The organism is Aliiroseovarius marinus (genome assembly GCF_004360145.1).
Lineage (GTDB): Bacteria > Pseudomonadota > Alphaproteobacteria > Rhodobacterales > Rhodobacteraceae > Aliiroseovarius > Aliiroseovarius marinus.
Window position 1 is genome coordinate 132,097 of sequence record NZ_ML178713.1, and the last position, 25,176, is coordinate 157,272.

At 60.9% G+C, this 25,176-nt stretch carries 25 protein-coding genes; 13 read left to right on the forward strand and 12 right to left on the reverse strand.

Features of this window, described 5'->3' with window-relative positions:
• The 4 genes from EOL43_RS04050 to EOL43_RS04065 form a co-directional block, all read right to left on the reverse strand.
• On the reverse strand, positions 1–597 hold the full coding sequence (locus EOL43_RS04050) for a DUF937 domain-containing protein (protein WP_133485816.1): 597 nt from the start codon (positions 595–597) through the stop codon (positions 1–3).
• 94 nt (positions 598–691) lie between these two features.
• Positions 692–1,771, reverse strand: coding sequence for a DUF1513 domain-containing protein (locus EOL43_RS04055; RefSeq protein WP_133485818.1), 1,080 nt, complete (start codon positions 1,769–1,771; stop codon positions 692–694).
• Between the two features lie 4 nt (positions 1,772–1,775).
• On the reverse strand, positions 1,776–2,798 hold the full coding sequence (locus EOL43_RS04060; protein WP_133485820.1) for an imelysin family protein: 1,023 nt from the start codon (positions 2,796–2,798) through the stop codon (positions 1,776–1,778).
• Positions 2,798–4,282 (reverse strand): di-heme oxidoreductase family protein, encoded by a 1,485-nt coding sequence (locus EOL43_RS04065; protein WP_205669517.1) that lies wholly within the window; start codon positions 4,280–4,282, stop codon positions 2,798–2,800. The genes EOL43_RS04060 and EOL43_RS04065 overlap by 1 nt, the downstream gene beginning before the upstream one ends.
• Positions 4,283–4,457: 175 nt before the next feature.
• Between EOL43_RS04065 and EOL43_RS04070 the strand changes: the two genes are divergently transcribed.
• The 4 genes from EOL43_RS04070 to EOL43_RS04080 are packed head-to-tail and all read left to right on the forward strand — an operon-like array spanning position 4,458 to position 8,214.
• Positions 4,458–4,862, forward strand: coding sequence for an SxtJ family membrane protein (locus tag EOL43_RS04070; RefSeq protein ID WP_133485822.1), 405 nt, complete (start codon positions 4,458–4,460; stop codon positions 4,860–4,862).
• A 30-nt stretch (positions 4,863–4,892) separates the two neighbouring features.
• Complete coding sequence (locus EOL43_RS15495; RefSeq protein WP_240686454.1) at positions 4,893–5,042, forward strand: DUF5989 family protein; 150 nt, start codon at positions 4,893–4,895, stop codon at positions 5,040–5,042.
• A gap of 6 nt (positions 5,043–5,048) precedes the next feature.
• Positions 5,049–6,884: a carbamoyltransferase family protein gene (locus EOL43_RS04075; protein WP_133485823.1), complete on the forward strand. Its 1,836-nt coding sequence runs from the start codon at positions 5,049–5,051 to the stop codon at positions 6,882–6,884.
• A gap of 34 nt (positions 6,885–6,918) precedes the next feature.
• The gene (locus tag EOL43_RS04080) at positions 6,919–8,214 is read left to right on the forward strand and encodes a GDSL-type esterase/lipase family protein (protein ID WP_133485825.1); all 1,296 of its coding nucleotides are present in this window, start codon (positions 6,919–6,921) and stop codon (positions 8,212–8,214) included.
• A 4-nt stretch (positions 8,215–8,218) separates the two neighbouring features.
• On the opposite strand, the gene trxC is transcribed toward EOL43_RS04080, so the two are convergent.
• Together trxC and EOL43_RS04090 are read right to left on the reverse strand one after the other, a co-directional pair.
• A complete protein-coding gene (gene trxC, locus EOL43_RS04085) occupies positions 8,219–8,659 on the reverse strand; it encodes a thioredoxin TrxC (RefSeq protein ID WP_133485827.1) in 441 nt (146 codons plus the stop codon).
• Between the two features lie 60 nt (positions 8,660–8,719).
• Entirely contained in the window at positions 8,720–9,145 is a 426-nt protein-coding gene (locus EOL43_RS04090; protein WP_133485829.1) for an Lrp/AsnC family transcriptional regulator, read from the reverse strand.
• A 127-nt stretch (positions 9,146–9,272) separates the two neighbouring features.
• Here EOL43_RS04090 and ctlX point away from each other — a divergent pair, with 127 nt between their 5' ends.
• From ctlX to EOL43_RS04105, 3 genes are read left to right on the forward strand one after another with little or no spacing between them, the layout of a single operon-like run.
• Entirely contained in the window at positions 9,273–10,229 is a 957-nt protein-coding gene (gene ctlX / locus EOL43_RS04095) for a citrulline utilization hydrolase CtlX (protein ID WP_133485831.1), read from the forward strand.
• Complete coding sequence (rocF, locus tag EOL43_RS04100; RefSeq protein ID WP_133485833.1) at positions 10,226–11,155, forward strand: arginase; 930 nt, start codon at positions 10,226–10,228, stop codon at positions 11,153–11,155. The genes ctlX and rocF overlap by 4 nt, the downstream gene beginning before the upstream one ends.
• Before the next feature lie 8 nt (positions 11,156–11,163).
• Positions 11,164–12,213, forward strand: coding sequence for an ornithine cyclodeaminase (locus tag EOL43_RS04105; RefSeq protein WP_133485835.1), 1,050 nt, complete (start codon positions 11,164–11,166; stop codon positions 12,211–12,213).
• 60 nt (positions 12,214–12,273) lie between these two features.
• Here EOL43_RS04105 and gcvH read toward each other — a convergent pair whose 3' ends face one another.
• Positions 12,274–12,633 carry a glycine cleavage system protein GcvH gene (gene gcvH / locus EOL43_RS04110; protein WP_133485836.1) on the reverse strand — a complete coding sequence of 120 codons (360 nt, stop codon included), beginning with the start codon at positions 12,631–12,633 and terminating at the stop codon, positions 12,274–12,276.
• Between the two features lie 95 nt (positions 12,634–12,728).
• On the opposite strand from gcvH, the gene EOL43_RS04115 reads away from it, so the two are divergent.
• Entirely contained in the window at positions 12,729–13,349 is a 621-nt protein-coding gene (locus EOL43_RS04115; RefSeq protein WP_166636196.1) for a gamma-glutamylcyclotransferase family protein, read from the forward strand.
• On the opposite strand, the gene EOL43_RS04120 is transcribed toward EOL43_RS04115, so the two are convergent.
• The 3 genes from EOL43_RS04120 to gltX form a co-directional block, all read right to left on the reverse strand.
• Positions 13,278–14,678: an MATE family efflux transporter gene (locus EOL43_RS04120; protein ID WP_133485839.1), complete on the reverse strand. Its 1,401-nt coding sequence runs from the start codon at positions 14,676–14,678 to the stop codon at positions 13,278–13,280. The two genes, EOL43_RS04115 and EOL43_RS04120, sit on opposite strands and share 72 nt — an antisense overlap.
• Positions 14,679–14,780: 102 nt before the next feature.
• Positions 14,781–15,431, reverse strand: coding sequence for a DUF4386 family protein (locus EOL43_RS04125; RefSeq protein ID WP_133485841.1), 651 nt, complete (start codon positions 15,429–15,431; stop codon positions 14,781–14,783).
• 36 nt (positions 15,432–15,467) lie between these two features.
• Positions 15,468–16,793 (reverse strand): glutamate--tRNA ligase, encoded by a 1,326-nt coding sequence (gltX, locus tag EOL43_RS04130; RefSeq protein ID WP_133485843.1) that lies wholly within the window; start codon positions 16,791–16,793, stop codon positions 15,468–15,470.
• 60 nt (positions 16,794–16,853) lie between these two features.
• On the opposite strand from gltX, the gene EOL43_RS04135 reads away from it, so the two are divergent.
• Positions 16,854–17,249 (forward strand): metallopeptidase family protein, encoded by a 396-nt coding sequence (locus EOL43_RS04135; RefSeq protein WP_133485845.1) that lies wholly within the window; start codon positions 16,854–16,856, stop codon positions 17,247–17,249.
• Between the two features lie 5 nt (positions 17,250–17,254).
• On the opposite strand, the gene EOL43_RS04140 is transcribed toward EOL43_RS04135, so the two are convergent.
• Positions 17,255–17,683 carry a DUF1801 domain-containing protein gene (locus tag EOL43_RS04140; protein WP_133485847.1) on the reverse strand — a complete coding sequence of 143 codons (429 nt, stop codon included), beginning with the start codon at positions 17,681–17,683 and terminating at the stop codon, positions 17,255–17,257.
• Between the two features lie 90 nt (positions 17,684–17,773).
• Here EOL43_RS04140 and EOL43_RS04145 point away from each other — a divergent pair, with 90 nt between their 5' ends.
• On the forward strand, positions 17,774–18,706 hold the full coding sequence (locus tag EOL43_RS04145; protein ID WP_133485849.1) for an MBL fold metallo-hydrolase: 933 nt from the start codon (positions 17,774–17,776) through the stop codon (positions 18,704–18,706).
• 19 nt (positions 18,707–18,725) lie between these two features.
• Here the strand turns inward: EOL43_RS04145 and EOL43_RS04150 are convergent, their stop codons facing one another.
• The gene (locus tag EOL43_RS04150; protein WP_133485852.1) at positions 18,726–20,387 is read right to left on the reverse strand and encodes an NAD+ synthase; all 1,662 of its coding nucleotides are present in this window, start codon (positions 20,385–20,387) and stop codon (positions 18,726–18,728) included.
• Between the two features lie 183 nt (positions 20,388–20,570).
• On the opposite strand from EOL43_RS04150, the gene EOL43_RS04155 reads away from it, so the two are divergent.
• The 3 genes from EOL43_RS04155 (at position 20,571) to EOL43_RS04165 (ending at position 25,146) form a co-directional block, all read left to right on the forward strand.
• Positions 20,571–22,061, forward strand: a complete 1,491-nt coding sequence (locus EOL43_RS04155; RefSeq protein WP_240686455.1) for an MORN repeat-containing protein — start codon at positions 20,571–20,573, stop codon at positions 22,059–22,061.
• A gap of 261 nt (positions 22,062–22,322) precedes the next feature.
• The gene (locus EOL43_RS04160) at positions 22,323–23,861 is read left to right on the forward strand and encodes a 2-isopropylmalate synthase (RefSeq protein ID WP_133485854.1); all 1,539 of its coding nucleotides are present in this window, start codon (positions 22,323–22,325) and stop codon (positions 23,859–23,861) included.
• Positions 23,862–24,108: 247 nt separating this feature from the next.
• Complete coding sequence (locus EOL43_RS04165; RefSeq protein WP_133485856.1) at positions 24,109–25,146, forward strand: rod shape-determining protein; 1,038 nt, start codon at positions 24,109–24,111, stop codon at positions 25,144–25,146.
• The last annotated feature ends 30 nt before the right edge of the window (positions 25,147–25,176 follow it).

The following is a 25,176-nucleotide window of genomic DNA, read 5'->3' on the forward strand; positions in this document are numbered from 1 at the left end:
TTACTTCGATAGCTTTTCCATGATGTCGTCTACAAAGGACCCATCGCCATCTGCATCCAAAAGCGAGGTCAGCGCGGACAGGTCCGGACCGCCTTGCTGGCTGCCGCCCAGAAGACCACCGACAAGGCCCATCAGGCCGCCACCAGCCCCCTGCGATTGCGCCGCTTGCAGCGCATCGATCGAGGCATCGGGCATTTGTTTTTGCAGACCACCTTGCGCCATCGCGCCCAATGCGGGCAGGAAGGCCATGATCTGCTCCATGCCAATACCGGTACGTTCAGCCGCTTGTTCGGCCAGCGCGTTGGTGCCGTTGTCACCCAGCAACCCGTTCAGGAAGTTTGCACCCTGTGCCGCGCCTTCAGGGCTGGCCGCTTGGGCGGCGTCGTCAAACAGTCCAGCCTGTGCTTCGCCTTTCAGCGCGCCCAGGATGCTGTCCAGCCCACCGCTTTCGGCCTGCTGTTTGGCGGCCTTACCGATCACCGGGGCCAATAGGTTGGTCAGGTCTCCGGCCTGGGCCTGATCCAGACCGACCTGTTCTGCCAGAGCCGACAGGCCCTGACCATTCTGTGCTTGTTGCAGCAATTGCAAAAGGGACATGGTGTTCTCCTTATCTAGGTTGCCGTCAGAATGACCTGTGGGCGACGCTGACTTAAGGGGAAAGCAGGGCGTTTCGTACCCACGCTGCGGTTGGCTAGATCGAGATCGGGACCAGATGGTTGTCCCAGGCCCAGTCCCCCACGACTGGGATGAGTGTCTCAATGCCGTTTGCCCGATGCACAAGACCGCCATCACGGGTGATCATCAACCCACCGGTCGGGGCGCGCGCAACGCCTGCGGCAGTGCCGTGCTGGGCGGATCCATTGGGCAAGCCATCGGCGTTGAAGAACAGCACATGGCTGCCCTTGGGACCGGTTACGGCGATCTCGCCTGTCTCGGCGCAAGTGGCGATAGAGCCCGCATAGTGTTTCAGGTGCCGTTCGTCCGGGTGGGACAGGAAACCGGGATCGGCACCCGGTACGTGACGCAGAACCAGAGGCACATCGCGGGTGGGCGACCCCTGCCATTGCAGCGCGGCAACCACGTGGCCTTGATGATCCAGTGCGATATGGCGGATCGAGTTTTGATGCATCTCGCCGTCCAGCGCGACCTGATCTGTCATACTGCCGTTTGCGTCCAGATATGTCAGGTTGGTTTGCATGCTCGGCAGGTTCAACTTGGCACGGCCCATGTCGGGATGGGTCTGGATGCCGCCATTCGCAACGACAAGTCCCCCGCCCGGCAGGGTTAGAACCTCGTGCGGGCCGATGCCGCCGGACGTGACTTCTCCGATGCGTTTATATCCATCGGTCGCATCCCAGATGCCCAGCACGCCCGCAGGCGCGTCATAGTCGTTCTCGGTGGTGAACAGCAGCGCCCCGTCGGGCGAGAACGTCCCGTGCCCATAGAAATGTCGCCCCTCGGGGCTGTTTAGGCGGGCGATTTCGGTGCCAGAGGCGCAGTCAATGATGACGGCAAACCGACCGGGGCGGCGGGCGAAGGCAACGGCTTCGGGCCGGGTTGGGTGCAGGGCGGTAGCGTGTCCACGTCCGGGGATCGGGATTTGAAAGAGCACGTCCCCGCCGGTATTCAGCCCCACTAGCCATGTCGAGTTGTCGGGCATGTTCCCCGCAGTCACGAAATCCGGCGCACCTGCGTCGGCCCAGACCGGAAGGGGCAGGGCGGCGGTGCCCAGCCCGGCCAGCACGTTGCCAAAGAAATCACGGCGGCGCATGGGGTCAATCTCCGTCCCCGGCGCTAAAGCCGGATTGTACGCCCAGATCTGGGCTGACGTTTTCGTCCAGATGCGTTTTCAGATGGTCAAGTTTGGACATGATCCCCTCGATCCGAATGCGCATCAGAGGGTCCTCGACCGCGTCGGCCAGAGGGCCCCCGATGGCGTCGATGCGGGTCCGCAGTTCATCAAGGATCTTGAGCGCCTCGTCGCGCGCGGGGGGCGATATCGCATCGGCAAAACCCAGATCGATCAGGGCGACAATCCCGTCAATCTGCGCAGTTAAAATCTGATTGGTCAGCCCAGAGCGCCAAGCCTCGGCCCGTTTGGGGAAGGCGCGTTCATAGGTGCCAAGCGGGCGGGATAGGCGGTGGTCTTTCAGCCGCAGGATCGAGAAGTCGATGGCGGTGTAGATCTGCTTGGTGAACTCGGGATGACCCAGATACACCGGATTGTCCGGCCCCGCCTTGCGCACCAGATCCGCCCAGCCGTCCGCCGCGAACCAGCCGTCGTAAAGGCTTTGTGCGATCTGGGACAGGTTGCCGGTGATGCCGACCAGCGCAGGGCAGGTTTGAAGGTCCTCAAACAACAGGCGCTCGATGGCAGGTAGCCCCTGCAGCGCAGCGCTGGACGCGCCGACAATGGCGGGATCGCCCTGTTCTGCATCAGGCCGTTTCAGGTGTTGGAGCAGCGCCCGCCCGGTGAAATTCTTCTTGTCGGGGAAGAAGTTGACGGTCAGCGCGGCGGCTTGTTGTTCGATGGGGCCGAATTGATATGCATCGAGCGGCGCCCACGCCAGCCACGTGGCCTCTAGCGCGTCGAGAACCGGTTCGCGGGCGCCTCCGTTACAATGGATCGTCGCCGTCTGTGCAAGCGCGGCGCTGGCATCGCGAAACGCGCTGAACTGGCTTTCGATCACGGTCAGAGCGCGGTCCGAAATTCCGGCGTGGTCTATAGCAGCGGGCGCCTGCGCAGAGAGGATCTGGGCGGGCAGAAGGCAGGCGGCTGCAAAGGCGAAAAGACGCATCAGAGCGACTCCAGAAATGTGATCAGCGCGGCCCGGTCCGGCGCGTCCATCAGGCGCACGGTTTCGCGCGCGGTGAAGGCTTCGCCGCCATGCCACAGGATGGCTTCAAGTAAGGTGCGCGCCCGCCCGTCATGTAGGAAACTGGCTTGTCCGCTGACTGCAGCGGTCAGGCCAATGCCCCACAAGGGCGGCGTGCGCCACTCTTGCCCCGAAGCTTGCCACTCGGGCCGGTGATCCGCCAGACCTTCCCCCATATCGTGCAACAACATGTCGCTATAGGGCCAGATCAGCTGGAACGACCGCGCGGGGTCGTCGGGCAGGCGGTGGGTGACGAAGGCGGGTGTGTGACAGGCGGTGCAACCGGACTGATAGAACAGCTCTTTGCCGCGCAGAACCTGCGCGTCCGAGGCATTGCGACGTGCGGGCGGGGCGAGCGTGGCGACATAGGTGGTCAGCACGTCCAGCACGGTGTCGCCCAGTTCAACCCCGTCCTGTGCATCGGTCCCGCCATGACGTTCGCGGCGGCAATCGGCTTGCACCTCGGTGCAGTCACCCCAATGGGCCGGGAAGAGGGTCGATGACAGGCCAATGTCCCCGTTCGCGGCATCGGCGGATTGCTGGCGCAGGGTCGGGCTGCCCGCTTTGTGGCCGAAGCGGCCCAGCATAGGTTGGTCGAACTCGCGCGACCAGACGACGTTGGGGCGGCCCGAGATGCCGTCGCCATCCGCGTCATCCGGATCGGCACCTGCCAGAATGTCGGCCTCGGGGATGGCTTCCAGCAGGCCCAGCCCAATCATCTGCGGGGCGATGCGCGGCGAGGTCATGGTGTCGGGTGCCAAATCGCCCAGCGTGCTTTCCTGAACCGAATAGCGCGGTGCGCGCAGCGTGATGATGGTTCCGTCGCCCAGTGTGACGGGCATGTCCTCATAGGTGATGCCCAGCATACCTTCGGCTTGGTGGCCCGAGATCGCGCGGGTCTGCAGTTGGAGCCCATAGGTCGGTTCGGGCTGCATCCCATTGCCGGGCACGGACAGGCGCAGGACCAAACCGGTGTGGTTGTCTGGCCCAGCGACAACGCCGCGCCCGTCGTTCAGATGACAGGCAGAACAGGCGCGCGTGTTGTAGAGCGGGCCAAGACCGTCCGACGAAATGGTAGAGGCAGGCGCCTGCACCCAGAGCTTTTCGAACATGGCTTCGCCCAGCGTGAAGTCGAGTTTTTGATCGGTGGGCAGATTGGGGAAGGGCGTTGAGAACAGCGTGCGGGGGTGCGGGGCCATCTGCGTGGCCGCCCCGGCGCTGCGGGTCTCATACCCGTTGGGGGACGAGAAATCGGTGGGCGGCGCAAGAGCTGCCTGGATGCGCGCACGTTCGGCAGATGTAAGGGGCGCCGGGGACAAATGCGGCTCACCCCAGGGGCCGAGGTCTTCGGCGCGGCACGGCATTGCAGCCACCACCATCCATACCAAGAAAGCTGTTTTGCGCATTGTCTCTGCCTCTGTTTCAAGGGCGTTCTAGGCTGGGATCGCAGCGAGGTAAAGGTAGTTGACAAAAATACTCTGAAATAGCCCGCGACATATGCGCAACGTGCCTCATCGGCAGGGATTTTGCGAATTCCTAGAAATGGGTTACGCTTGTCTCAGATTCCGAGGCAATTTTTTTATGTCTGAACATATTTCGAAAACTGACGTGACCATGGGGTCCGATAGAAGCTTTGGCTTGGTCTTTGGCAGTGTCGCTGCATTGATCACCTTGTATCTGTTGATCCGCGGGGGGGCGGCTTGGCCGGTCACGGCTGCGCTGGCAGGGGGCTTTTATGTGCTGGCGCTTGTCCGTCCGGGGCTGCTGAACCCGCTTAACAAGCTGTGGTTCAGATTCGGCTTGGCTTTACACGCGATCATATCGCCCTTGGTGATGTTTCTGGTCTTCGTAATTGCCTTCGTCCCGATCGCGCTGATCTTTCGGGCGAAGGGCACAGATCCTTTGGACCGAAAATTTGACCCCGATGCGCAGTCCTATTGGAAGCCGCGGACGAGTAAGCCGGAAAGTATGTCTCGGCAGTATTAGTAATGATTTTTGGATGGGTGGAGAGAAAACATGTCATTTCTAGGAGAGCTTTGGTCCTTCCTGCGGGTCAGGAAGAAATTCTGGTTGGCGCCAGTCTTTTTGATCCTCGTGATTTTCGGCGGCTTGATTGTGCTCAGTCAGGGGTCGGCTATTGCACCGTTTCTGTATCCACTGTTCTAATGTGATATGACCTATATTCTTGGTATCTCGGGGCTTTATCACGACAGTGCTGCGGCCTTGATCCATGACGGCGACGTTATGGCGGCCGCGCAGGAAGAGCGGTTTACGCGGCAAAAACACGACGCGCGGTTCCCCGAGCACGCGATCCGCTATGTGTTAGACGAAGCAGGCATCAGCCTGTCCGATGTCGATCACGTGGCCTTCTACGACAAGCCGTTTTTGAAGTTTGAACGCCTGCTGGAAACCTATGTGGCGACCGCGCCGCGTGGGTTTGCCTCGTTCCGGGTGGCGATGCCGATCTGGCTGAAGGAAAAGCTGTTTTTGCGCCGGTTTCTGGTGAAAGAGCTGCAGAAGCTGTGGCCCAAGTTTGACATGTCGCGGCTGTTGTTCTCCGAACACCACATCAGCCATGCAGCCAGCGCCTATTACCCCTCGCCGTTTGACGAGGCCGTGGTGCTGACCATTGATGGCGTGGGCGAATGGGCCACGACCACCTTGGGCATCGGACGCGGGAGCGATCTGGAGATCTTGAAAGAGATCCACTTTCCGCATTCGCTGGGCCTGCTCTATTCCGCCTTCACGCATTACACCGGGTTCAAGGTGAACTCGGGCGAATACAAGGTGATGGGCTTGGCGCCTTATGGCGTGCCCAAATACAAGGATCTGATCCTTGAGAAGTTGGTCGATGTGAAAGAGGACGGGTCCTTCAAGCTGGACCAGCGCTATTTCAACTACACCGCCGGACTGACCATGACCAACAATGCCTTTTCCAAGGTGTTTGGGGAGCGTCACCGCAAACCGGAAAGTGATCAGCTGACGCAGTTCCACATGGATATCGCAGCCTCGATCCAAGCGGTGACGGAAGAGATCGTCCTGCGCATGACCCGCGCGGCGGCGGCTGAATACGGGATCGAGAACCTGTGCATGGCGGGCGGTGTCGCGTTGAACTGCGTGGCCAATGGCAAGATCCTGCGTGATGGCGCGTTCAAGCAGCTTTGGGTGCAACCTGCCGCCGGGGATGCTGGCGGTGCGATCGGGACAGCGCTGGCCGCGTGGCATCAAGAGCTTGGTAATCCCAGCTTGTCGCATGACGGGGACCAGATGAAGGGGGCCTACCTTGGGCCCTCGTATGACACCGACCAGATCTGCGCTGAGCTGGACAAGCTGGGCGCGGTTTATACCACCATGACCGAAGATCAGATGATCGCGGAAACCGCTGCTGCCATCGCCAATGGCAAGGCTGTCGGGTGGTTCCAAGGCCGCATGGAGTTCGGACCGCGTGCCTTGGGGGGGCGGTCAATTCTTGGTGATCCCCGCTCGCCCGAGATGCAGAAGACCCTGAACTTAAAGGTGAAATACCGCGAAAGCTTCCGCCCCTTTGCCCCATCTGTCCTACGCGAGGACGTGGCGGACTGGTTCCAGTTGGACGATGACAGCCCCTATATGCTGATCGTCGCGGATGTGGCCGAGGCGCGCAAGAAGCCCATGAGCGCCGAGGACGAGGCGCTGTTTGGCATCGATAAGCTGAACGTTCCCCGGTCCGAAATCCCGGCGGTGACCCATGTGGACTATTCGGCGCGGATCCAGACGGTGCATGCGGATACCAACCCGCTCTATCACCGGCTGATTACGCAGTTCAAACGGATGACGGGCTGCCCGGTCGTGGTGAACACCTCGTTCAATGTGCGGGGCGAGCCGATTGTCTGCACACCCGAAGACGCGTTTCGCTGCTTCATGGGGACCGAGATGGATGTGCTGTCCATCGGCAATGTGATCCTGCGCAAGCCCGATCAGGATCCCGCGTTGAAAGAGGACTATACGTCGAAATACGAGCTGGATTGATGAAGCGTAGGCGTTGCGGAAAAGGTGTCTTGGTATGATTTCGCGGATTGGATCGATCCTGTGTCTTATCGTCGCTGGGTATTTTCTGGCAACCGCAGGCTATGCGCTGATCAATGCCTCGGATTTCGCGGTCGGGACGGCGCGGGTGATGCGCTATGTGATTGTGCCGGGTGTGATTGGAGCGCTGTTCCTGCTGGTGGCGCTGCGGGTGAAAAGCGACCGAAAGCTGTTGGTCGGGATCTATGCGTTTTCGGCTTTGATCGGGCTGTTCGCGTTCGAGGCGCTGCTGACGTGGCGCTCTATTCAGGGCGCCGTCGGGTTGTCGGGGTTCATACAGGATGATGACGCCTCGTATGACCGGTATAAGCGGACCATCCCGCCATCCTACACGCTGAAGGCGCTGAACTGGGATCTGGGCGTGACCTCTCTGGCCGAGATGTCGATGGGTGCTGTGCCGGGGGAAGAGGTGCTTCTGTGCGCGCGCGATGGGCAGCCGGTGACCTATGTTGCGGATCGCTATGGGCTTCGAAATCCTGACACGGTGCATGACGGGCCGGTCAACCTGCTGCTTTTGGGGGATTCGTTCACCGAAGGCATCTGCCTGCCCGAGGGCGAGGATATCGCTAGCCAGATCCGCGCCGAAGAACCCGCGATGGTAAATACCGGGACGCGCGGGGCAGGGCCGCTTTATGAACTCGCGGTGCTGCGTCGGTGGGGGCCTAAACTGCGCCCGGAACACGCGGTCATTTTCTTTTTCGAAGGCAACGACTGGCAAAATCTGGACGGAGAACTGACCCTTGGTTTTCTGACCGAGGCACTTGACCCCGCAAAACCTGTGGGGCCGGTTGAAAGTGCCGTGAACAGCGCACAGGCGATCGAGCGCGTGTTGTCCGGTTGGTGGAGCGAACAGCGCCAGTCGCTGGAAGGCTACCTGAGCCGCAGATCGTGGCAGCGAAATTTCCTGGCGTTGCAGCAATCTGCGTTGGTGATGGGGATTCACTATCCCAAGGCGACCGTGGACAAGCCCGAATACCTGCAGATCCTGCGTGCCGCGAAGGCGACCGTGGACGAATGGGGCGGGGGGCTAACGCTGGTCTACGTGCCGCAGGTGGATCGGTTCGTGGGGCTTTTGCCCAGTGCCTCGGTCTATGACGAGCTGCGCAATCGGGTGCGCGATGCCGCGGATCGGGCTGGGCTGGCCTTCGTCGATCTGGTGCCCATCATTGCAGCACAGTCACCGCCCCGATCCGTTTTTGCTGCCGATGGACATTTCAACGCGTTAGGCGCGCGCCTGACCGCAGAGGCGGTGCTGGCGCATTTGGGGAAGTGAGGCGCTAGAGGCGCGCTTTCGACCGCACGAATTGCTCGATGGCCGGGGCAGGGACGGCACCCGCCTGCCGGGCGATTTCTTTCCCGCCTTGAAACAGGATCAGCGCCGGAATGCCACGAATGCCGAATTTGCGCGAGACATTCGGGTGGTCCTCGGTGTTGATTTTCGCAAAGCGGGCATCGGGCGCGACTGATCGTGCGGCTTGCTCAAACGCAGGGGCCATCATCCGGCATGGGCCGCACCACGGCGCCCAAAAATCCACCAGAAGCGGCGTGTCGTCATTGCGCTGTGCCTTGGCCAGCGTAGCCGGGTCCAGTTGACGGACCTTACCGTCATTCAGCTTGGTTCCACAGGTGCCGCATTTCGGACCCGCCGACAGTTTGTCTTTTGGCACACGGTTCACCGCGCTGCATTCCAGACAGGTCATTTTCAAAGCGTTCGACATGACGGGCTCCATTTATATTCCGTAAATCGCATATGTGTCCTGCCTTCGGGCAGGTCAAGATCAAACGGTGCTGAGAAGAATGCTGGTTTCACTGTTGGTGATTCCTTCGACCACCCGCACCTCGCGCAACACGCGGTCGAAATCGGTCAGGCTGTCCGCGGTCAGCTGCGCGACCAGATCCCACTTGCCGTTGGTCGAATGCAGCGAACGTAGCTGAGGAAGCCCGCGCAATCGCTTGATTACGGCGGTGGTGGACCGCCCCGACACCTCGATCATCATGATCGCGTGTACGCCGTCCGGCCCGTGATCTTCCCGTGCTCGGATGGTGAACCCCAGCACCGCGCCACTGTCCAGAAGCCGGTCCAGACGCGACTGCACCGTGGCGCGCGACACGCCAAGGATCGTCGCCAGCTTCGAGATCGGCGCCCGCCCGTCCTCGCGCAGGATGGCAATCAGTTCTCGGTCAAGGTCATCGAAAATATGCATATCTATTAGCTAAATAAGTTATAGCAAATTGTCAAAAAGTGACGCTCAGATTGTGCAATAATGATCTACTTGATGAAATAGTGACATTGTTAATCTGTTCATAGTCTCCAATGCGAACAGATTCACAATGCCCCAGACATCGCTTCAGGCCCCGAGTGCCGTCATCATGATCCGCCCGCACCATTTCCAGCCCAACGCGGAAACAGCGCAGGATAACGGGTTTCAAACCAAACCTGTAAATGGCACGGCGCAAGAGCTTGCCAAGCGCGCCCATGACGAGGTGTCGGGCATGGTGGACGCCCTGCGCGGCGAAGGGATCGAGGTGAACCTGTTCGAAGACCCGCGCGAGGATCGCCCGGATGCGGTGTTTCCCAACAACTGGTTTTCGACCCATCCCGGCGGGCATGTGGCGGTCTATCCGATGTACTCGCAAAACCGCCGGATCGAGCGGCGTCAGGACGTGCTGGAAATGCTCAAGACGCGCTATCGTGTGCAGGACATCATCGACTATTCGGGGCTCGAGCAGGACGGTCTGTTTCTGGAAGGCACCGGTGCGATGGTGTTGGATCACGTGGAGCGCGTCGCCTATGCAGCGCGCTCAAAACGCACCAGCGAGGTGCTGTTGGAGCGCTTCTGCACCCATTTTAACTATGAGCCGATGGTGTTTGACGCCCATGATGCGGACGGGCTGCCGATCTATCACACCAACGTGTTGATGTGCATCGGGACGGATGTGGCGCTGATCGGGTTGGATACCATTTTGGATGCGCACCGACGCGAAGAAGTGCGCGAACGTCTGGCGCGCGGTGGGCGCGACGTGATCGCTTTGTCGCAAAAACAGATTGCTGAGTTCGCCGGGAACGCCATCGAGCTGCAGGGCAAAGAGGGCCGCGTCTTGGCCATGTCGGCACGCGCACTGGCTGCCCTTGAGCCCGAACAGAAATGGCGCATCGAAGCGCATCTGAAAATCCTGCCGCTGAATATCCCGACCCTTGAAATGGCTGGCGGGTCGGTGCGCTGTACCATCGCCGGCATTCACCTCAGCCCCCGCCCCGTAGCAAAGCCCGAAGGAGCCGCCGCATGACGAACATTCACCTTCTAGGCGTCCCGATGGAGGAAGGCGCGGGTCGTCGCGGCTGCATCATGGGCCCCGCCGCCTATCGCACGGCTGGGTTGGCCGAGGAATTGGCTGCATTGGGCCATGACGTGACCGATCTGGGCGATGCCGCGCGCGATGATGTGAACGCGGTCGAGACCGAGCACACCCACCTGAAGTTCCTGCCCGAAGTGGCCGGGTGGACGCGTAGCCTTCACGCCCATGCGTTCGAGCAGGCGCAAGGGGACGCGCTGCCAATCTATATGGGCGGCGATCACGCACTGGCGCTGGGAACCGTGACGGGCCACGTGGCGGCGGCGGCCCAGATGGGACGTCCGCAATACGTGCTGTGGCTGGACGCGCATTCGGATTTCAACACGCCGGCCAGCTCGCCCAGTGGGAATATTCACGGCATGCCGATGGCCTTTGCCTGCGGTTTGCACGGATTTCCAGATCTGCTGGGTAAGCCGTTGCCAGCGAAGCTGGACCCCACAAAGCTGTGCATGATGGGGCTGCGGTCCGTGGATCGCGAAGAGCGTGATCTTCTGCAAAGCTCGGGCGTGCAGGCCCATGACATGCGTGCGATTGACGAACATGGCGTGGCGCGGATCCTGCGTCCGTTCTTGGACGAGATCGCTCAGGAAGGCGGGCTGCTGCATGTCAGTCTCGACGTCGATTTCATCGAACCCGACATCGCCCCTGCCGTCGGCACCACCGTCCCCGGCGGCGCGACCTTCCGCGAGGCGCACCTGATCATGGAGATGCTCCATGACAGCGGCCTTGTTACCTCGCTCGATCTGGTCGAGCTGAACCCTTTCCTTGACGAACGTGGCCGCACCGCGCGTCTGATGGTCGACCTCACGGCAAGCCTGTTTGGCCGCCGTGTCCTTGACCGTTTCACCACCAGCTATTGAGGCCCAGAATGCCCCCTCTTCCTTCCGAACTTGCCTATGTCCCCTTCGTCTCGGTCGAGCACATGATGGGCTTGGTCCATCACATCGGGATCGAAACCGTCCTGCGCGATCTGGCGGACGAGATCGAAGCCGATTTCAAGCGCTGGGAGCTATTTGACAAAACACCCCGCGTCGCCAGCCACTCGGATGTGGGGGTGATCGAGCTGATGCCGACCTCGGATGGCGAGATGTATGGGTTCAAATACGTAAACGGCCACCCGAAGAACACCAAAGAGGGGTTGCAGACGGTGACGGCGTTCGGGCTGCTCGCGGATGTGGACACCGGCTATCCGAAGCTCTTGACCGAGATGACGGTGCTGACCGCCCTGCGTACCGCCGCGACCAGTGCGATGGTCGCCAAGCATCTGGCACCCAAAGGCTCGAACACCATGGCGATGATCGGCAATGGCGCGCAGTCTGAATTCCAATGTCTCGCTTTCAAAGCGATCTGCGGCATCGACACCGTGCGACTTTACGACATTGACCCGGCGGCGACTGCGAAGGCCGCGCGCAACCTCGCGGGCAAGGGGCTGACCGTGGTGCCGTGCGCGTCCGGTGAAGAAAGCATGGAAGGCGCGCAGATCATCACGACCTGCACCGCCGACAAGCAATACGCGACGATCCTGACCGACAACATGATCGGCGAAGGTGTGCATATCAACGCCATCGGCGGCGACTGCCCGGGCAAGACGGAACTGCACAAAGACATCCTGCTGCGGTCCGATATTTTCGTGGAATACCCGGAACAGACCTGGGTCGAAGGCGAGATCCAGCAGTTGGACCACGGTCACCCGATCACCGAGATGTGGCAGGTTATCACCGGTCAGGCCAAGGGGCGCACGTCGGACAAGCAGATCACGCTGTTCGACAGTGTCGGCTTCGCGATCGAGGACTTCTCGGCCTTGCGCTATATCTCGAAAGCGATCGAGGGCACGGCTTATTTCACCCGGCTAGATATGCTGGCGGACCCGGATGACCCACGCGACTTGTTCGGGATGCTCGAACGGTCGAAGGACTGACATAGAAAAAGGGGCGCGTACCGGTCTGGTCCGCGCCCCTTTTTGTTCAATGCGAAGCGATCAGGCGATGAAGTTTTTATACGCCGCTTCGTCCATATAGTCGTCCAGCGGACCGGTGTCAGAGGCTTTGATCTTGAACAGCCACGCGTCGCCTTCGGGGTCGTCGTTGACCTTGCCAGGCTCATCCACCATGGCCTCGTTCACTTCCGTGATCTCGCCATCCAGCGGGCTCAGGATGTCGGACGCGGCTTTCACGCTTTCGATCACCACGATCTCGTCATCTTTCGAGACCGTGTCGCCTGCTTCCGGCAGTTCCAGAAAAACAACGTCGCCCAGCTGCTCGGCGGCGTGGGTGGTGATGCCCACGACGTAAACGCCATCTTCTTCGCGCAGCCACTCGTGCTCTTCGGTGTAGTACATTCCGTTTCTCCTGAAGGTTTTCACCTGACCGTATCTCTGCCTGCGCGCCTCGGCAAGAGCTTGTATCCCGCTGCATGCGGGTGCAGTCTGCTGCTATGACGACCCCGGTGAATGATCCTCATTTCTTTGGCTACGGTTCATTAGTGAACCGGCAGACGCACAGCTATGACAACCCGCGTGCGGCGCGGGTGACAGGGTGGCATCGCGCGTGGCGGCGGTCTGAACATCGGGCGCTGTGTTACCTGACGGCGGTGCCGGACAGTTCGGATTATATCGAGGGGATGATCGCCTCGGTCCCCGGTGCGGATTGGGCGGCGTTGGATGAACGTGAACGCGCCTATGCGCGGGTGACTTTGGGGTCTGAGATCCGCCATGATGGCGGCGATCTGGACGTGGCGATCTATGCGATTGCCCCGGGTGAACATCACGCGCCGACAGACGACAATCCGGTACTGCTCAGCTATCTCGACGTGGTGGTGCAGGGCTATTTTCGCGAATTCGGGTTGGACGGCGTGACCCATTTCTTCGAGACGACCGAAGGCTGGAATGCGCCGATTTTGAACGACCGTGCGGACCCGATTTACCCGCGCGCGCAGGTGCTGAGCGCGGAAGAGACCGCGCTGGTCGACGAAGGCCTGTCCCGCTTATCGACGGTTGTGAAAGAGCGAAATGAGACGGGTCTGTCGCTGGTACGGATGCGCGGTACCGGGGCATAGTCCGGCCTCGGCCTTGCGCAGCACATTCGCCGACAGGACCATCGCAACGCCTGCAAAGATCAGCCCGCCTGCCGCTTGGCCGATCAGCACGCCGGGGGCACCCCAATAGGCAGCGCCGATGATGACCAGCGGGATGGTGCCCAGCGTCTGGCGACCCCAGTTCACCCATGTGGAATAGAACGGGTGGCCCAGATTGTTGAAGCTGGCATTGGTGACGAAGATCACGCCGTTGAAATACCACGCCAGCGCCAGCGGGCCGCAAAAGAGGAAGACCAGCTCTCGGCTAAGGCCCTCGGCGCTGAACAGATCCGCGATGGCACCGCGCGCCAGATACAGGATGCCGGTAACGACCAGCACCACGACCAGCACGAACAACAATCCGTCGCGGATCGATCCGCGCACCCGGTCCAGTTTTCCTGCGCCGAAGTTCTGGCCCACGATGGGGCCGATGGCCCCGGAGAGGGCAAAGATGGTCCCGAAAGCCACGGGGGTCAGGCGGCCGATGATTGCCATGCCCGCGACGGCGTCCTCGCCAAATTCGGCCATGGATCGCGTAACATAGGCCTGTCCTACCGGGGTGGCGAACTGGGTTAGGATGGCAGGCAGGGCGATGGTGGCGATGGCAGGGAAGTCCACGCGGAACTCGGCCCGGGTGGGGCGATCCAATCCGCCGTAGAATTTGAAGATCGGATAGATCGACATGACGGCGACCGTCAGGCGGGCGGCGACGGATGCCAGTGCGGCGCCGGTCAGGTCCAAGTTGAGGCCGAAGATCAGGATAGGATCGAGGATCGCGTTCACCACGCCCGCGCCGATGGTGGCCATCATGGCGCGGCGGGCGTCCCCGTGCGCGCGCAAGATCGCGCCGCCGACCATGCCGGCGATCAGGATGGGCAAACTGGGCAGGATGATCCGCAGATAGGACGTGGCAAGGGCCAGCGTGTCCCCTGACGCGCCCAAAAGGGCGACCAGATTGGGGGTGTAATACCAAACTATGGCCGCGAAAACGGCCCCGATAATCATGCCATAGAACAGTGCAGTGGCGGCGCGGCGGCGGGCGGTCTGAGGATCACCCTCGCCCAAAGCCCGCGCCACCAGAGCACCGGCTGCGATGGACATGCCGATCCCAAAAGACGAGGTAAAAAACAGCAGCGCACCGGCGTATCCAACCGCCGCAGCCAACTCGTCCCGGCCCAACATCGAGATGAAGATCATGTCGACCAGATCGACAAGGAAAATCGCCATCAACCCGATCGATGATGTCAGCGACATCACCGTGATGTGCCGAAGTAGACTGCCCTCTAGAAACTTCGCCTGTGCCTCGGCCATGATCGTCACCTTACCTGTTCGCTACCCGCCAGCATGACGTAGAACGACGGTTAGCGCCAGAGGGCGGGGCGCACAGGGTATGTGCGGGGATGTGGGAGCGGGTCAGCTGCGGCGCAGAAGGACCACGCCGACCCACGCAAACCACAGGATGAAGCCCAATCCGAAGACCATGCCAAAGGCTTCGAGTGGCGGTAGGATGGTCAACAGCCCGCAGCCTCCGATGACAAAGCCAAATGCGTTCAGCAGGCGCGGCAGGATGCCCGAGCTCCACGCCGCCAGCCCGACAGCGATGACCCAGACGGATCCTGCAATCTCGTTTCCGCCGCCAAGGCCGTTCTCGATCGTGGTGACCATGTGCCAAAGCTGGGCGGCTTGTTCGGGCGATCCTGTGTGCGATAAGGTTTCGGCCAGGCCAACATTCGCGATCATGCCTGCGCCCATGACCAAAGTGGCCCAGATCAGGCCAAAGCCAAGTGACAGGTCAGACAGGACCGGCGCATGCGGGCGCAACAGCGCACGCAGGGCGATGACCAGCGCGGCCAGCGCCACCGCGTTCACCACGTAGATGACGAGATACCAGACCGACAGCGTTGCCTGTTGGGCGCTTAAAAAGGCGAGCAAATCTTGCGGCGTGGGCGCGGACGAGCCAAAGCCTGCAGGCTCTAGCACCGTGACCATGATCACGATGCCGAAAAGATATGTGGCGGCGCAGACAAGCCCGCCAATTGCGCCAGTGGTGCGGTATCCGGCCATGATGTGCTCCCTCGGGGTTTGCAACCTGAGGTGAAGTTAGCCTTTGGCGCGCACCACTTGCAACAGCGGCATCAGCGATGACATGTCCGGGCCGCGCTCCATGCCGGTGACGGCTTTGCGCAGCGGCATGAACAGGCCTTTGCCTTTGCGGCCGGTGGCCTCTTTCACGGCCGAAGTCCAGTTCGACCAGCTGTCAGCGTCATAAGGCGCATCGGGCAGAAGGGTCATGGCTTCGGCGATGAACTCCTTGTCCTCGTCGTCAATAAGTGGCTCGGCGCCGTCGCGGCAGAGGATCCACCAGCCTTCCAGATCGCCCAACGTGGTGATGTTTTCGCGGGCGACGGACCAGAAGGCCTCGGCCATGTCGGCGGGAACACCAATTGCGTCCAGCTTGTCGGCCACTGCGTCAACGGGCAGGGCCGCAAGATAACGGGCGGTCAGCGGGAACAGGTCCTGCACGTCGAACTTGGTGGGCGCTGCGCCGAAGGTCGACAGGTCGAAGCCCTCTATGATCTCGTCCAGCGAGCTGCGCAGCTCGACCGGTTGCGACGATCCCAGACGGGCCAGCAGGCTCAGCAGCGCCATCGGCTGGACGCCCTGTTCGCGCAGGTCGCGGATTGCCAGCGTGCCAAGACGCTTGGACAGCGCCTCGCCCTGCGGGCCGGTCAGAAGCGAGTGGTGGGCAAAGCTGGGCACTGCGCCGCCAAGGGCCTGAATGATCTGGATCTGCGTGCCGGTGTTGGTCACGTGGTCCGAGCCGCGCACGACGTCGGTGATGCCAAAGTCGATGTCGTCACAGACGGATGCCAGCGTATACAGGAACTGCCCGTCACCCCGGATCAGCACCGGGTCCGACACGGATGCTGCATCGATCGACATGTCGCCCAGAATGCCGTCGGTCCAGTTGATCCGTTCGTGATCCAGTTTGAAACGCCAATGGCCCTGACCGCGTTCGGCGCGCAGGGTGGCTTTCTCGTCATCCGACAAGGCCAGCGCCGAGCGGTCATAGACCGGCGGCTTGCCCATGTTCAGCTGCTTCTTGCGCTTCAGGTCCAGTTCGGTCGGGGTCTCGAAACACTCATAGAAACGGCCCATGTCACGCAGTTCCTGCGCTGCGGCCTCGTAGCGGTCCAGACGGTCCGACTGTTTTTCAACGCGGTCCCAGGTCAGGCCCAGCCATTCCAGATCTTCCATGATCGCGTCTGCATATTCCTGCTTCGAGCGTTCCGGGTCCGTGTCATCCAAACGCAGGATGAACTGGCCACCCGATTTGGCAGCGATCAGATAGTTGAACAGCGCGGTGCGCAGGTTGCCCACGTGGATATAGCCGGTGGGCGAGGGGGCGAAACGGGTGGTGGTCATGGGTTGATCTCCTTGGCGGTCCCTCTTTCATATTGGCCCGGATTTGTCCATAATATTCCCATGGAAACGTCTGCCCCAAGTTTGGCGCAGATCGAGCAACTGGCGCTAGAAGCGCGTGCCCATCTGCCCGACCCCTTTGCCGAGCCCGCCTTGGATGTTGGTATTCAAGTGGCCGAGATGCCGGATGCCAGTATTTTGGCAGACAATGATATCGGTGATCCCTACACGCTGACCGGGCTATATGTCGGCATCCCCATGACCGAGAAATCCGTCAGCGATCAGCCGCTTGCGATGGATGCGATCTGGCTGTTTCGCCGCGCGATATTGAACGAACTGGCGATCCGCCACGATGTCACCTTGGCCGAGCTGGTGAATCATATCGTCGTGCATGAATTCGCGCACCATTTTGGCTGGTCGGATGAAGACATCGCCATGATCGACCAGTGGTGGGAATAGCGCGCTTAGGTCGGCTGAACCGGCCATATCTGGTTTAGGTCTGCCAAACCCGCACGGATCAGCTCGGCCAGCACGTCCAGATCAATATCCGCCAGTTTGTTCACATAAAGGCAGGATTTGCCCATCTTGTGCTTGCCCAGACGCGCCAGAATGTCCCCGAAATCCGCATAGCCCGGCATGATATAGATCGAGTGGCGCGTCTTGCGGGGTGAAAATCCGGTGGCCAGAAAATCGCCCTGCCGCCCGCTGTCATAGACATAGTGGTACTGCCCATAGCCAATGATCGACGGCCCCCACATAATGGGTTGAAACCCGGTCACCTCGCGAAACAGGCGGTCAAGCACCTGCGCGTCGTCGCGTTTCGCGGCGGGTTCGACGGCGGTGATGAAGGACTGCACGCTTTGATCCGTGGGGACAGTTTTGTTCTGGGACATGGCTTTCACAATCCGGTGACGAGTGATCCAAGAGGGCGAGATTAGAGTATACTTCCCGATAACCAAACCAACAAATTAAGGGAGATACTGATGTCTGAGTTTCCAATTCCCAAGCTGTCCCGCCGCCACTTTATGGCGCTCGGCGCGGCGGCCCCGACCCTTGGGCTGGCATCGCAGGCAAGGGCGATGGCACCGCAACTGGGCGCGCAAACCATTGACGCCCGCCGCTTCAAACTTGGTGCATTCGAGGTGACGACGCTGCTGGCGGGCGCGCGCACGGTGCCGGATCCGCAGACGATTTTTGGTATGAATGTCGGTGCGGATGAGTTCGCTCAAGCCAGCGCCAGCGCCAACATTCCCACGGATGCCGCGCAGTTTTTCTTTACGCCCACATTGGTGAATACCGGCGTTGATCTGGTGCTGTTTGACACCGGCTTGAACCCCGAGGGGATCCGCGCAGCGGTGACGGCGGCGGGCTACACCCCCGAGGATGTCGATATCGTTGTCATCACCCACATGCACGGCGATCACATCGGCGGGTTGATGGGCGATGCAGGCGCCACCTTCCCGAATGCGCGCTATGTTACCGGCGCGGTCGAGTTCGATCACTGGGCCAAAGCGGGCAATGAGCGGTTCGATGCCAAGGTTGCCCCGCTGGCCGAACAGATGACGATGCTGAACCCCGGCGACGCAGTTCTGTCGGGGATCGAGGCCGTCGAGGCCTTTGGCCATACGCCCGGTCACATGGCATTCCGCTTGGACAGCGACGGACAGTCGCTGCTGATCGCAGCAGATTTCGCCAACCACTATGTCTGGTCGCTGGGCTATCCCGAGTGGGAAGTGAAGTTCGATATGGACAAATCAGCCGCCGCCGCGACACGCAAATCGCTTTTGGGCATGTTGGCGGCCGAGAAGATGCCTTTCATCGGCTACCACATGCCGTTCCCGGCCGTCGGCTATGTCGAAGCCCGTGATGCGGGTTTTCAATACGTGCCGCACAGCTATCAGCTGTTGATGGGATAAAAGTTGCAGGCGGGGTGGGTTATGTACCGTCCCGCCAGCGGTTCACGATCGGATAGCGGCGATCCAGCCAGAAGCTGCGCTTGGTCAAACGGGTGCCCGGCGCGGACTGGAAGCGTTTGTATTCGCTGATGTAAATCAGGTGCTCGACCTTTTTGACGGTCGCCTTGTCAAAGCCTTCTGCAACCAGCTCGGCTACGGATTTCTCGTCGTCAATAATCCCCTCAAGGATCGCGTCCAGCACGTCATAGGGCGGCAGGCTGTCTTCGTCCTTCTGGTCCGGGCGCAGCTCGGCAGAGGGCGGCTTGTCGATGATCGAGACCGGGATGACCTCGCCTTCGGGGCCTTTCATCCAGTCGCGGTGATTGGCGTTGCGCCAGCGGCATTGCTCGAACACGCGCGTCTTATAGAGGTCCTTGATCGGGTTATAGCCACCCGACATGTCGCCATAGATCGTGGCATAGCCCACCGCGACCTCGGATTTGTTGCCGGTGGTCAGAAGCATCGCGCCGGACTTGTTGGACAGCGCCATCAAAAGCAGCCCACGCAGGCGGGACTGGATGTTTTCTTCGGTGATGTCGGGTTCCAAGCCTTCAAAAAACGGGGCGAGCGTATTGGTGATCGCGTCGCGGCCTTCCTTGATCGGCACGAAGTCATAAGTGCAGCCAAGGCGGTTTGCGATGTCTTTGGCGTCGTCCAGCGACCCTTGCGAGGTGTATTCGGACGGCAGCATCACGCAGCGCACGTTTTCCGGGCCAAGCGCATCGGCGGCGATGGTGGCAACGATCGCACTGTCGATCCCGCCGGACAGGCCCAGCAGCACCTTTTTGAACCCGGTCTTGCCCATATAGTCGCGCAGGCTTTCGACCATCGCGCGGTAGTCTTGCTCCCACTCGTCGCCATGGGTGGCGATGGGGCCGGGCGTGATGCGCCAGCCATCGTCCGTGCGGGTCAGGTCGATGTGCTGAATCTCCTCGTCAAAGGCGCTCATTTTCAGGGCCATTTCGCCGCCGGGGTTCAGCGCGAAGGTACCGCCGTCGAACACTTGATCATCCTGCCCGCCAACCATGTTCAGATAGACCAGCGGCAGACCCGTTTCGACCACGCGGCCCACCATGTGGTTCAGGCGCACGTCGAACTTGTTGCGGTAATAGGGCGAGCCGTTGGGGATCAGCAGAAACTCGGCACCGCTTTCAGCGAGCGTTTCGCAGACGTCCTCGGCATGCCATGCGTCTTCACAGATCGGGGTGCCGATGCGGATCGGACCCATGGAATACGGACCTTGCGGGTCGGCCGAGGTAAAGTGACGTTCCTCGTCAAAGACAGTCTCGTTCGGCAGGCGCTGCTTCAGGATCCGCGTGGCGATCTTGCCGCCTTTCAGGATGTAATAGGCGTTATAGAGGTCTTTGCCATCGTGATACGGCGCACCAATGCCCATCGCGGGACCGTCCGCGCAGTCTTTCGCCAGCGCCTCGACCGCGTCCATCGCGTCGCGGAAGAACTGCGGGCGCATCACCAAGTCCTGCGTCTGATAGCCGGTCACGAAAGCCTCGGGCAGGGCCAGCATATCGCTGCCAGCCTCTTTTGCCGCATGCCATGCCTCGCGGGCCTTGTCGCAATTGCCAGAGATGGCGCCCACGGTCGGGTTCAGTTGTGCCAGTGTCAGGCGGAAATTGTCACTCATCGCGCTTGTCCTTCTTCCCGGCAATGCGGGGGGATGGTTCGGCACAGATGTAGCAGGTTTGCCCGCAGGATAAAGGGGTGGTGCGGGAAAAGCGTTGTCTACGCTTTTTGGACGGCATAGTCTGTGCCCGAATGGGCTTCGGCCGTCCAAGAATAAGTCAAAGAAATTGAACGAGGTTTCGAGATGCAAAGCCCCCTGATCGGATTTCGCAGCATGGTCGCTTTGGCGCTTGTGTTGCCCACGGTGGCTTTGGCGCAGGTCGATACCAAGCAATACGAAGACGGATCGGTCTACGAGGGGACGTTCAAGGACGGGCTGCAGCACGGGATGGGCACGCTGACCCTGCCGTCGGGCTATGAGTATACCGGCGAGTTCATTGAGGGCGAGATCGTCGGTCAGGGCGTTGCGCGCTTCCCCAATGGGTCGCTTTATGAAGGCAGCTTTGCCAAGGGTAAGCCGGAAGGCTTTGGCAAGATCACCTTTGCCGATGGCGCCAGCTTTGAAGGCGACTGGGTGGACGGCAAGATCAATGGCTCTGGCATGGCGCTGTATGCCAACGGCCTGCAGTACGAAGGTGGATTTCGCAACGCAATGCATCACGGTCAAGGGAGGCTGCAAAGCCCGTCCGGCTATGTCTATGAGGGCGATTGGGTTGCGGGTGTAAAGGAGGGTCGGGGCAAATCGACCTATCCGGACGGCTCGGTCTACGAAGGCGGTATGCGCGGCGGAGAACGCGACGGTGCGGGCAAGCTGACCCAGCCCGATGGCATGATGTACGAGGGCAACTGGACACAAGGCCAAATGGACGGTGACGGCGTGCTGACGCAGGCCAATGGCGATGTCTATTCGGGCCAGTTTCAGGCCGGGTCTCGTCAAGGGGCCGGGACGGTCGACTATGCCAACGGGGATCGCTACGAGGGCGGTTTTGACGCTGACCAGCGCCACGGACAGGGCGTTTTCGTCGGCACCGACGGCTATCGCTATGAAGGCGGCTGGGTTGCTGGCGTGATCGAGGGGGATGGGAACGTGACCTATCCCGACGGGTCCGTCTACAAAGGCCAGTTCCGCGCAGGTCTGCCCGATGGTGTGGGCATGATCACCTATCCCGATGGCGGCAGCTTTGAGGGTGACTGGAAAGGCGGCGTGATTGAAGGCAACGGCGTGGCGCTGCTTGCCGATGGTGCGCGCTATGAAGGGGCGTTCAAGGATGCGCTGTTCGACGGCGAAGGCACGTTAGAGACCGCCGATGGTGCCAGCTATACCGGTGGTTGGCAGGCAGGCAAGTTCCACGGGCAAGGTGTTTCGAAACTGGCGGATGGGTCAGTTTACGAGGGCGGGTTCGTGAATGGCGCACGCGAAGGGCGCGGCGTCTACACCACGGCAGATGGATTCAGCTATGACGGCGATTGGGCCGCGGGTGTGTTCGACGGGCAGGGTGTTGCGATCTATCCCGGCGGTGACCGCTATGAAGGTGGCTTTAAGGGTGGCAAACGGCACGGGCAAGGCGTGGTCACGCGCGCTGATGGCAGCCAAGAGGAAGGCGTCTGGGAAGACGGCCTGATCGCAGGTGCAATCGAGACGGCTCCGGCCCCTGCATTGGACAGCGACGCGGCGGCGGCTGCGGCAGAAGCGGCGGGCGCGGCTTCGACCGCGGGGGCGACTGATAGCGAATAACACCCGCCAGATTGGCCCCCGTCGGGTGATTTTCCCGAAAAAAGGACTTTAACTCGACGGAAACCGACGTATATTTGCGCCCATGACCACGCAGACCCATATCGCTTTCCGCCCCGCACTGGGCCTTCTGCTACTGCTTAGCCGCCTCTGAGCGTGCCGTTTTGGCGCGACCGCTCAGGGGTACCGCCGACCGCGCCACGAACCGGCCCGAACCTTGTGGGCCACTAAGGCTAAGAACTTCTATCTAAAGAGACCAAGATAATGACCAATCCCTCGGATCACGTGTTGATTTTCGACACCACTTTGCGTGACGGTGAACAAAGCCCCGGCGCGACCATGACCCATGACGAAAAGCTCGAGATCGCCGAGATGCTGGACGAGATGGGCGTGGACATCATCGAGGCGGGCTTCCCGATTGCGTCGGAAGGCGACTTTGCTGCCGTGTCCGAGATTGCCGAGCGTTCGAAGAACTCGGTGATCTGTGGCCTGAGCCGCGCGAACTTCAAAGACATTGATCGTTGTGCCGAAGCGGTGCGCAAGGCCGCCAAGCCGCGCATTCACACCTTTATCGGCACCTCGCCCCTGCACCGCGCCATTCCGAACCTGACCCAGGACGAGATGGCCGACCTGATCCACGAGACCGTAAGCCACGCGCGCAACTTGGTGGACAACGTACAGTGGTCGCCGATGGACGCGACGCGGACGGAGCATGACTATCTGTGCCGCGTGATCGAGATCGCGATCAAGGCGGGTGCGACCACGATCAACATCCCTGACACTGTGGGCTATACTGCCCCGCGCGAAAGTGCCGACCTGATCCGCATGCTGATCGAACGTGTGCCGGGCGCGGACGAGATCGTGTTTGCCACGCACTGCCACAACGATTTGGGCATGGCGACTGCCAACGCCTTGGCCGCTGTCGAAGCCGGTGCGCGCCAGATCGAATGCACCATCAACGGCTTGGGCGAACGTGCTGGCAACACCGCATTGGAAGAGGTCGTCATGGCCCTGAAAGTGCGCAACGACATCATGCCGTACTCGACCAGCATCGACACCACCAAGATCATGAACATCTCGCGTCGCGTGGCGCAGGTGTCGGGTTTTGCGGTGCAGTACAACAAGGCCATCGTCGGTAAGAACGCTTTCGCCCATGAAAGCGGCATCCACCAGGATGGCATGCTGAAGAACCCGGAAAACTTCGAGATCATGCGCCCCGAAGACATCGGTCTGGCTGGGACATCCTTGCCTTTGGGCAAGCACTCAGGCCGGGCAGCGTTGAAGGCGAAGCTGAACGATCTGGGCTTTGATGTAGGTGACAACCAGTTGAAGGACGTCTTCGTGCGCTTCAAGGAACTGGCCGACACCAAGAAAGAGGTGTTCGACGAGGATATCGTCGCCCTGATGACCGACGGCACCGATGACGCCAATGACCAGCTGCAGGTGAAATCTCTGCGCGTGGTTGCGGGCACCGAGGAAAAGAACACCGCCGATCTGACCATGACCGTAAACGGGGTCGAGCATAAGGTTAGCTCGGAAGGGGACGGACCCGTGGATGCCGCGTTCAACTGCGTGAAGATGATCTTCCCGCACGAGGCACGTCTGCAGCTGTACCAAGTGCATGCCGTGACTGAAGGCACCGACGCGCAGGCGACGGTCTCGGTGCGGATGGAAGAGAACGGCAAGATCGTGACCGGCCAGTCTTCGCACACTGATACGATCCTGGCATCGGTTCGGGCTTACGTGAACGCGCTGAACAACCTGATCACGCGTCGCGAAAAGACCAAGCCCGAGGGCGTCTGATCTGAAACAAGGTGCGGGCAAAGCAATTTGCCTGCATTTTTGCGTTTGGTTCGAAAAGTGAAAGTCGAGCGCCGATAATTTGGGCGATCTTTCACCAATTGTTCGATTTCTCCCGTCCTTGGCGATAAGCCGCTCGCCCGTTTGTATTAGGGCTTTCACCGCAGGGCTTAGAGGCTTATATATCCACCGGTCTGCACCCTATGGGAGTCGCGGGCTCAAAGGGGATAGGAACGGGATAGGCATCCAAATGGCAGGGTTTTCGAGATTGTTTTCGTCGGACATGGCGATTGACCTTGGGACCGCGAATACGCTGGTCTACGTAAAGGGCAAGGGCGTCATTCTGAACGAGCCCTCGGTTGTGGCCTATCACGTCAAAGATGGTGTGAAGAAAGTTTTGGCGGTCGGTGAAGACGCCAAGCTGATGCTGGGCCGCACCCCCGGATCGATCGAAGCGATCCGCCCGATGCGTGAAGGCGTCATTGCGGACTTCGATAGCGCGGAAGAAATGATCAAGCACTTCATCCGCAAAGTGCACAAGCGCACGACCTTCTCGAAACCGAAAATCATCGTCTGCGTCCCGCACGGCGCGACCCCGGTTGAAAAGCGTGCCATTCGCCAGTCGGTCATGTCCGCAGGCGCACGCCGCGCCGGACTGGTGGCTGAGCCCATCGCCGCCGCCATCGGGGCAGGCATGCCGATCACCGATCCGACCGGCAACATGGTTGTGGACATCGGCGGCGGGACGACCGAAGTGGCGGTTCTGTCGTTGGGCGACATCGTCTATGCGCGCTCGGTGCGCGTGGGTGGGGACCGGATGGATGATGCGATCATCAGCTATCTGCGTCGCCAGCACAATATACTGGTGGGCGAAACCACCGCAGAACGCATCAAGACCACCATCGGCACCGCACGGATGCCCGATGACGGTCGTGGCACCTCGCTTATGATCCGCGGGCGTGACCTGCTGAATGGCGTTCCGAAAGAAACCGAGATCAATCAGGCGCAGGTCGCCGAGGCGCTGGCCGAACCGGTGCAGCAGATCTGCGAAGCCGTGATGACCGCGCTGGAAGCCACGCCGCCGGATCTGGCGGCTGACATCGTCGACCGTGGCGTTATGCTTACCGGTGGCGGCGCGCTGCTGGGTGAGCTGGATCTTGCCCTGCGCGAGCAAACCGGCTTGTCGATTTCGGTCGCGGATGAAAGCCTGAACTGCGTGGCGCTGGGCACCGGCAAGGCGCTGGAGTTTGAAAAGCAGCTGCGCCACGTCATCGACTACGACAGCTGATCGGGTCTGCCCCGCCGGTGGGGCGCGCCC

Coding starts and splice junctions, on each gene's coding strand:
- EOL43_RS04165 (WP_133485856.1), top strand. CDS start 24,109: ATGGCAGGGTTTTCGAGATTGTTTTCGTCGGACATGGCGATTGACCTT.
- rocF (WP_133485833.1), top strand. CDS start 10,226: ATGACGAACATTCACCTTCTAGGCGTCCCGATGGAGGAAGGCGCGGGT.
- EOL43_RS04115 (WP_166636196.1), top strand. CDS start 12,729: ATGACGACCCCGGTGAATGATCCTCATTTCTTTGGCTACGGTTCATTA.
- trxC (WP_133485827.1), bottom strand. CDS start 8,659: ATGTCGAACGCTTTGAAAATGACCTGTCTGGAATGCAGCGCGGTGAAC.
- EOL43_RS04135 (WP_133485845.1), top strand. CDS start 16,854: ATGGAAACGTCTGCCCCAAGTTTGGCGCAGATCGAGCAACTGGCGCTA.
- EOL43_RS04160 (WP_133485854.1), top strand. CDS start 22,323: ATGACCAATCCCTCGGATCACGTGTTGATTTTCGACACCACTTTGCGT.
- EOL43_RS04155 (WP_240686455.1), top strand. CDS start 20,571: ATGCAAAGCCCCCTGATCGGATTTCGCAGCATGGTCGCTTTGGCGCTT.
- gcvH (WP_133485836.1), bottom strand. CDS start 12,633: ATGTACTACACCGAAGAGCACGAGTGGCTGCGCGAAGAAGATGGCGTT.
- EOL43_RS04065 (WP_205669517.1), bottom strand. CDS start 4,282: ATGCGCAAAACAGCTTTCTTGGTATGGATGGTGGTGGCTGCAATGCCG.
- EOL43_RS04150 (WP_133485852.1), bottom strand. CDS start 20,387: ATGAGTGACAATTTCCGCCTGACACTGGCACAACTGAACCCGACCGTG.
- EOL43_RS04075 (WP_133485823.1), top strand. CDS start 5,049: ATGACCTATATTCTTGGTATCTCGGGGCTTTATCACGACAGTGCTGCG.
- ctlX (WP_133485831.1), top strand. CDS start 9,273: ATGCCCCAGACATCGCTTCAGGCCCCGAGTGCCGTCATCATGATCCGC.
- gltX (WP_133485843.1), bottom strand. CDS start 16,793: ATGACCACCACCCGTTTCGCCCCCTCGCCCACCGGCTATATCCACGTG.
- EOL43_RS04090 (WP_133485829.1), bottom strand. CDS start 9,145: ATGCATATTTTCGATGACCTTGACCGAGAACTGATTGCCATCCTGCGC.
- EOL43_RS04060 (WP_133485820.1), bottom strand. CDS start 2,798: ATGCGTCTTTTCGCCTTTGCAGCCGCCTGCCTTCTGCCCGCCCAGATC.
- EOL43_RS15495 (WP_240686454.1), top strand. CDS start 4,893: ATGTCATTTCTAGGAGAGCTTTGGTCCTTCCTGCGGGTCAGGAAGAAA.
- EOL43_RS04120 (WP_133485839.1), bottom strand. CDS start 14,678: ATGGCCGAGGCACAGGCGAAGTTTCTAGAGGGCAGTCTACTTCGGCAC.
- EOL43_RS04050 (WP_133485816.1), bottom strand. CDS start 597: ATGTCCCTTTTGCAATTGCTGCAACAAGCACAGAATGGTCAGGGCCTG.
- EOL43_RS04105 (WP_133485835.1), top strand. CDS start 11,164: ATGCCCCCTCTTCCTTCCGAACTTGCCTATGTCCCCTTCGTCTCGGTC.
- EOL43_RS04140 (WP_133485847.1), bottom strand. CDS start 17,683: ATGTCCCAGAACAAAACTGTCCCCACGGATCAAAGCGTGCAGTCCTTC.
- EOL43_RS04070 (WP_133485822.1), top strand. CDS start 4,458: ATGTCTGAACATATTTCGAAAACTGACGTGACCATGGGGTCCGATAGA.
- EOL43_RS04055 (WP_133485818.1), bottom strand. CDS start 1,771: ATGCGCCGCCGTGATTTCTTTGGCAACGTGCTGGCCGGGCTGGGCACC.
- EOL43_RS04145 (WP_133485849.1), top strand. CDS start 17,774: ATGTCTGAGTTTCCAATTCCCAAGCTGTCCCGCCGCCACTTTATGGCG.
- EOL43_RS04080 (WP_133485825.1), top strand. CDS start 6,919: ATGATTTCGCGGATTGGATCGATCCTGTGTCTTATCGTCGCTGGGTAT.
- EOL43_RS04125 (WP_133485841.1), bottom strand. CDS start 15,431: ATGGCCGGATACCGCACCACTGGCGCAATTGGCGGGCTTGTCTGCGCC.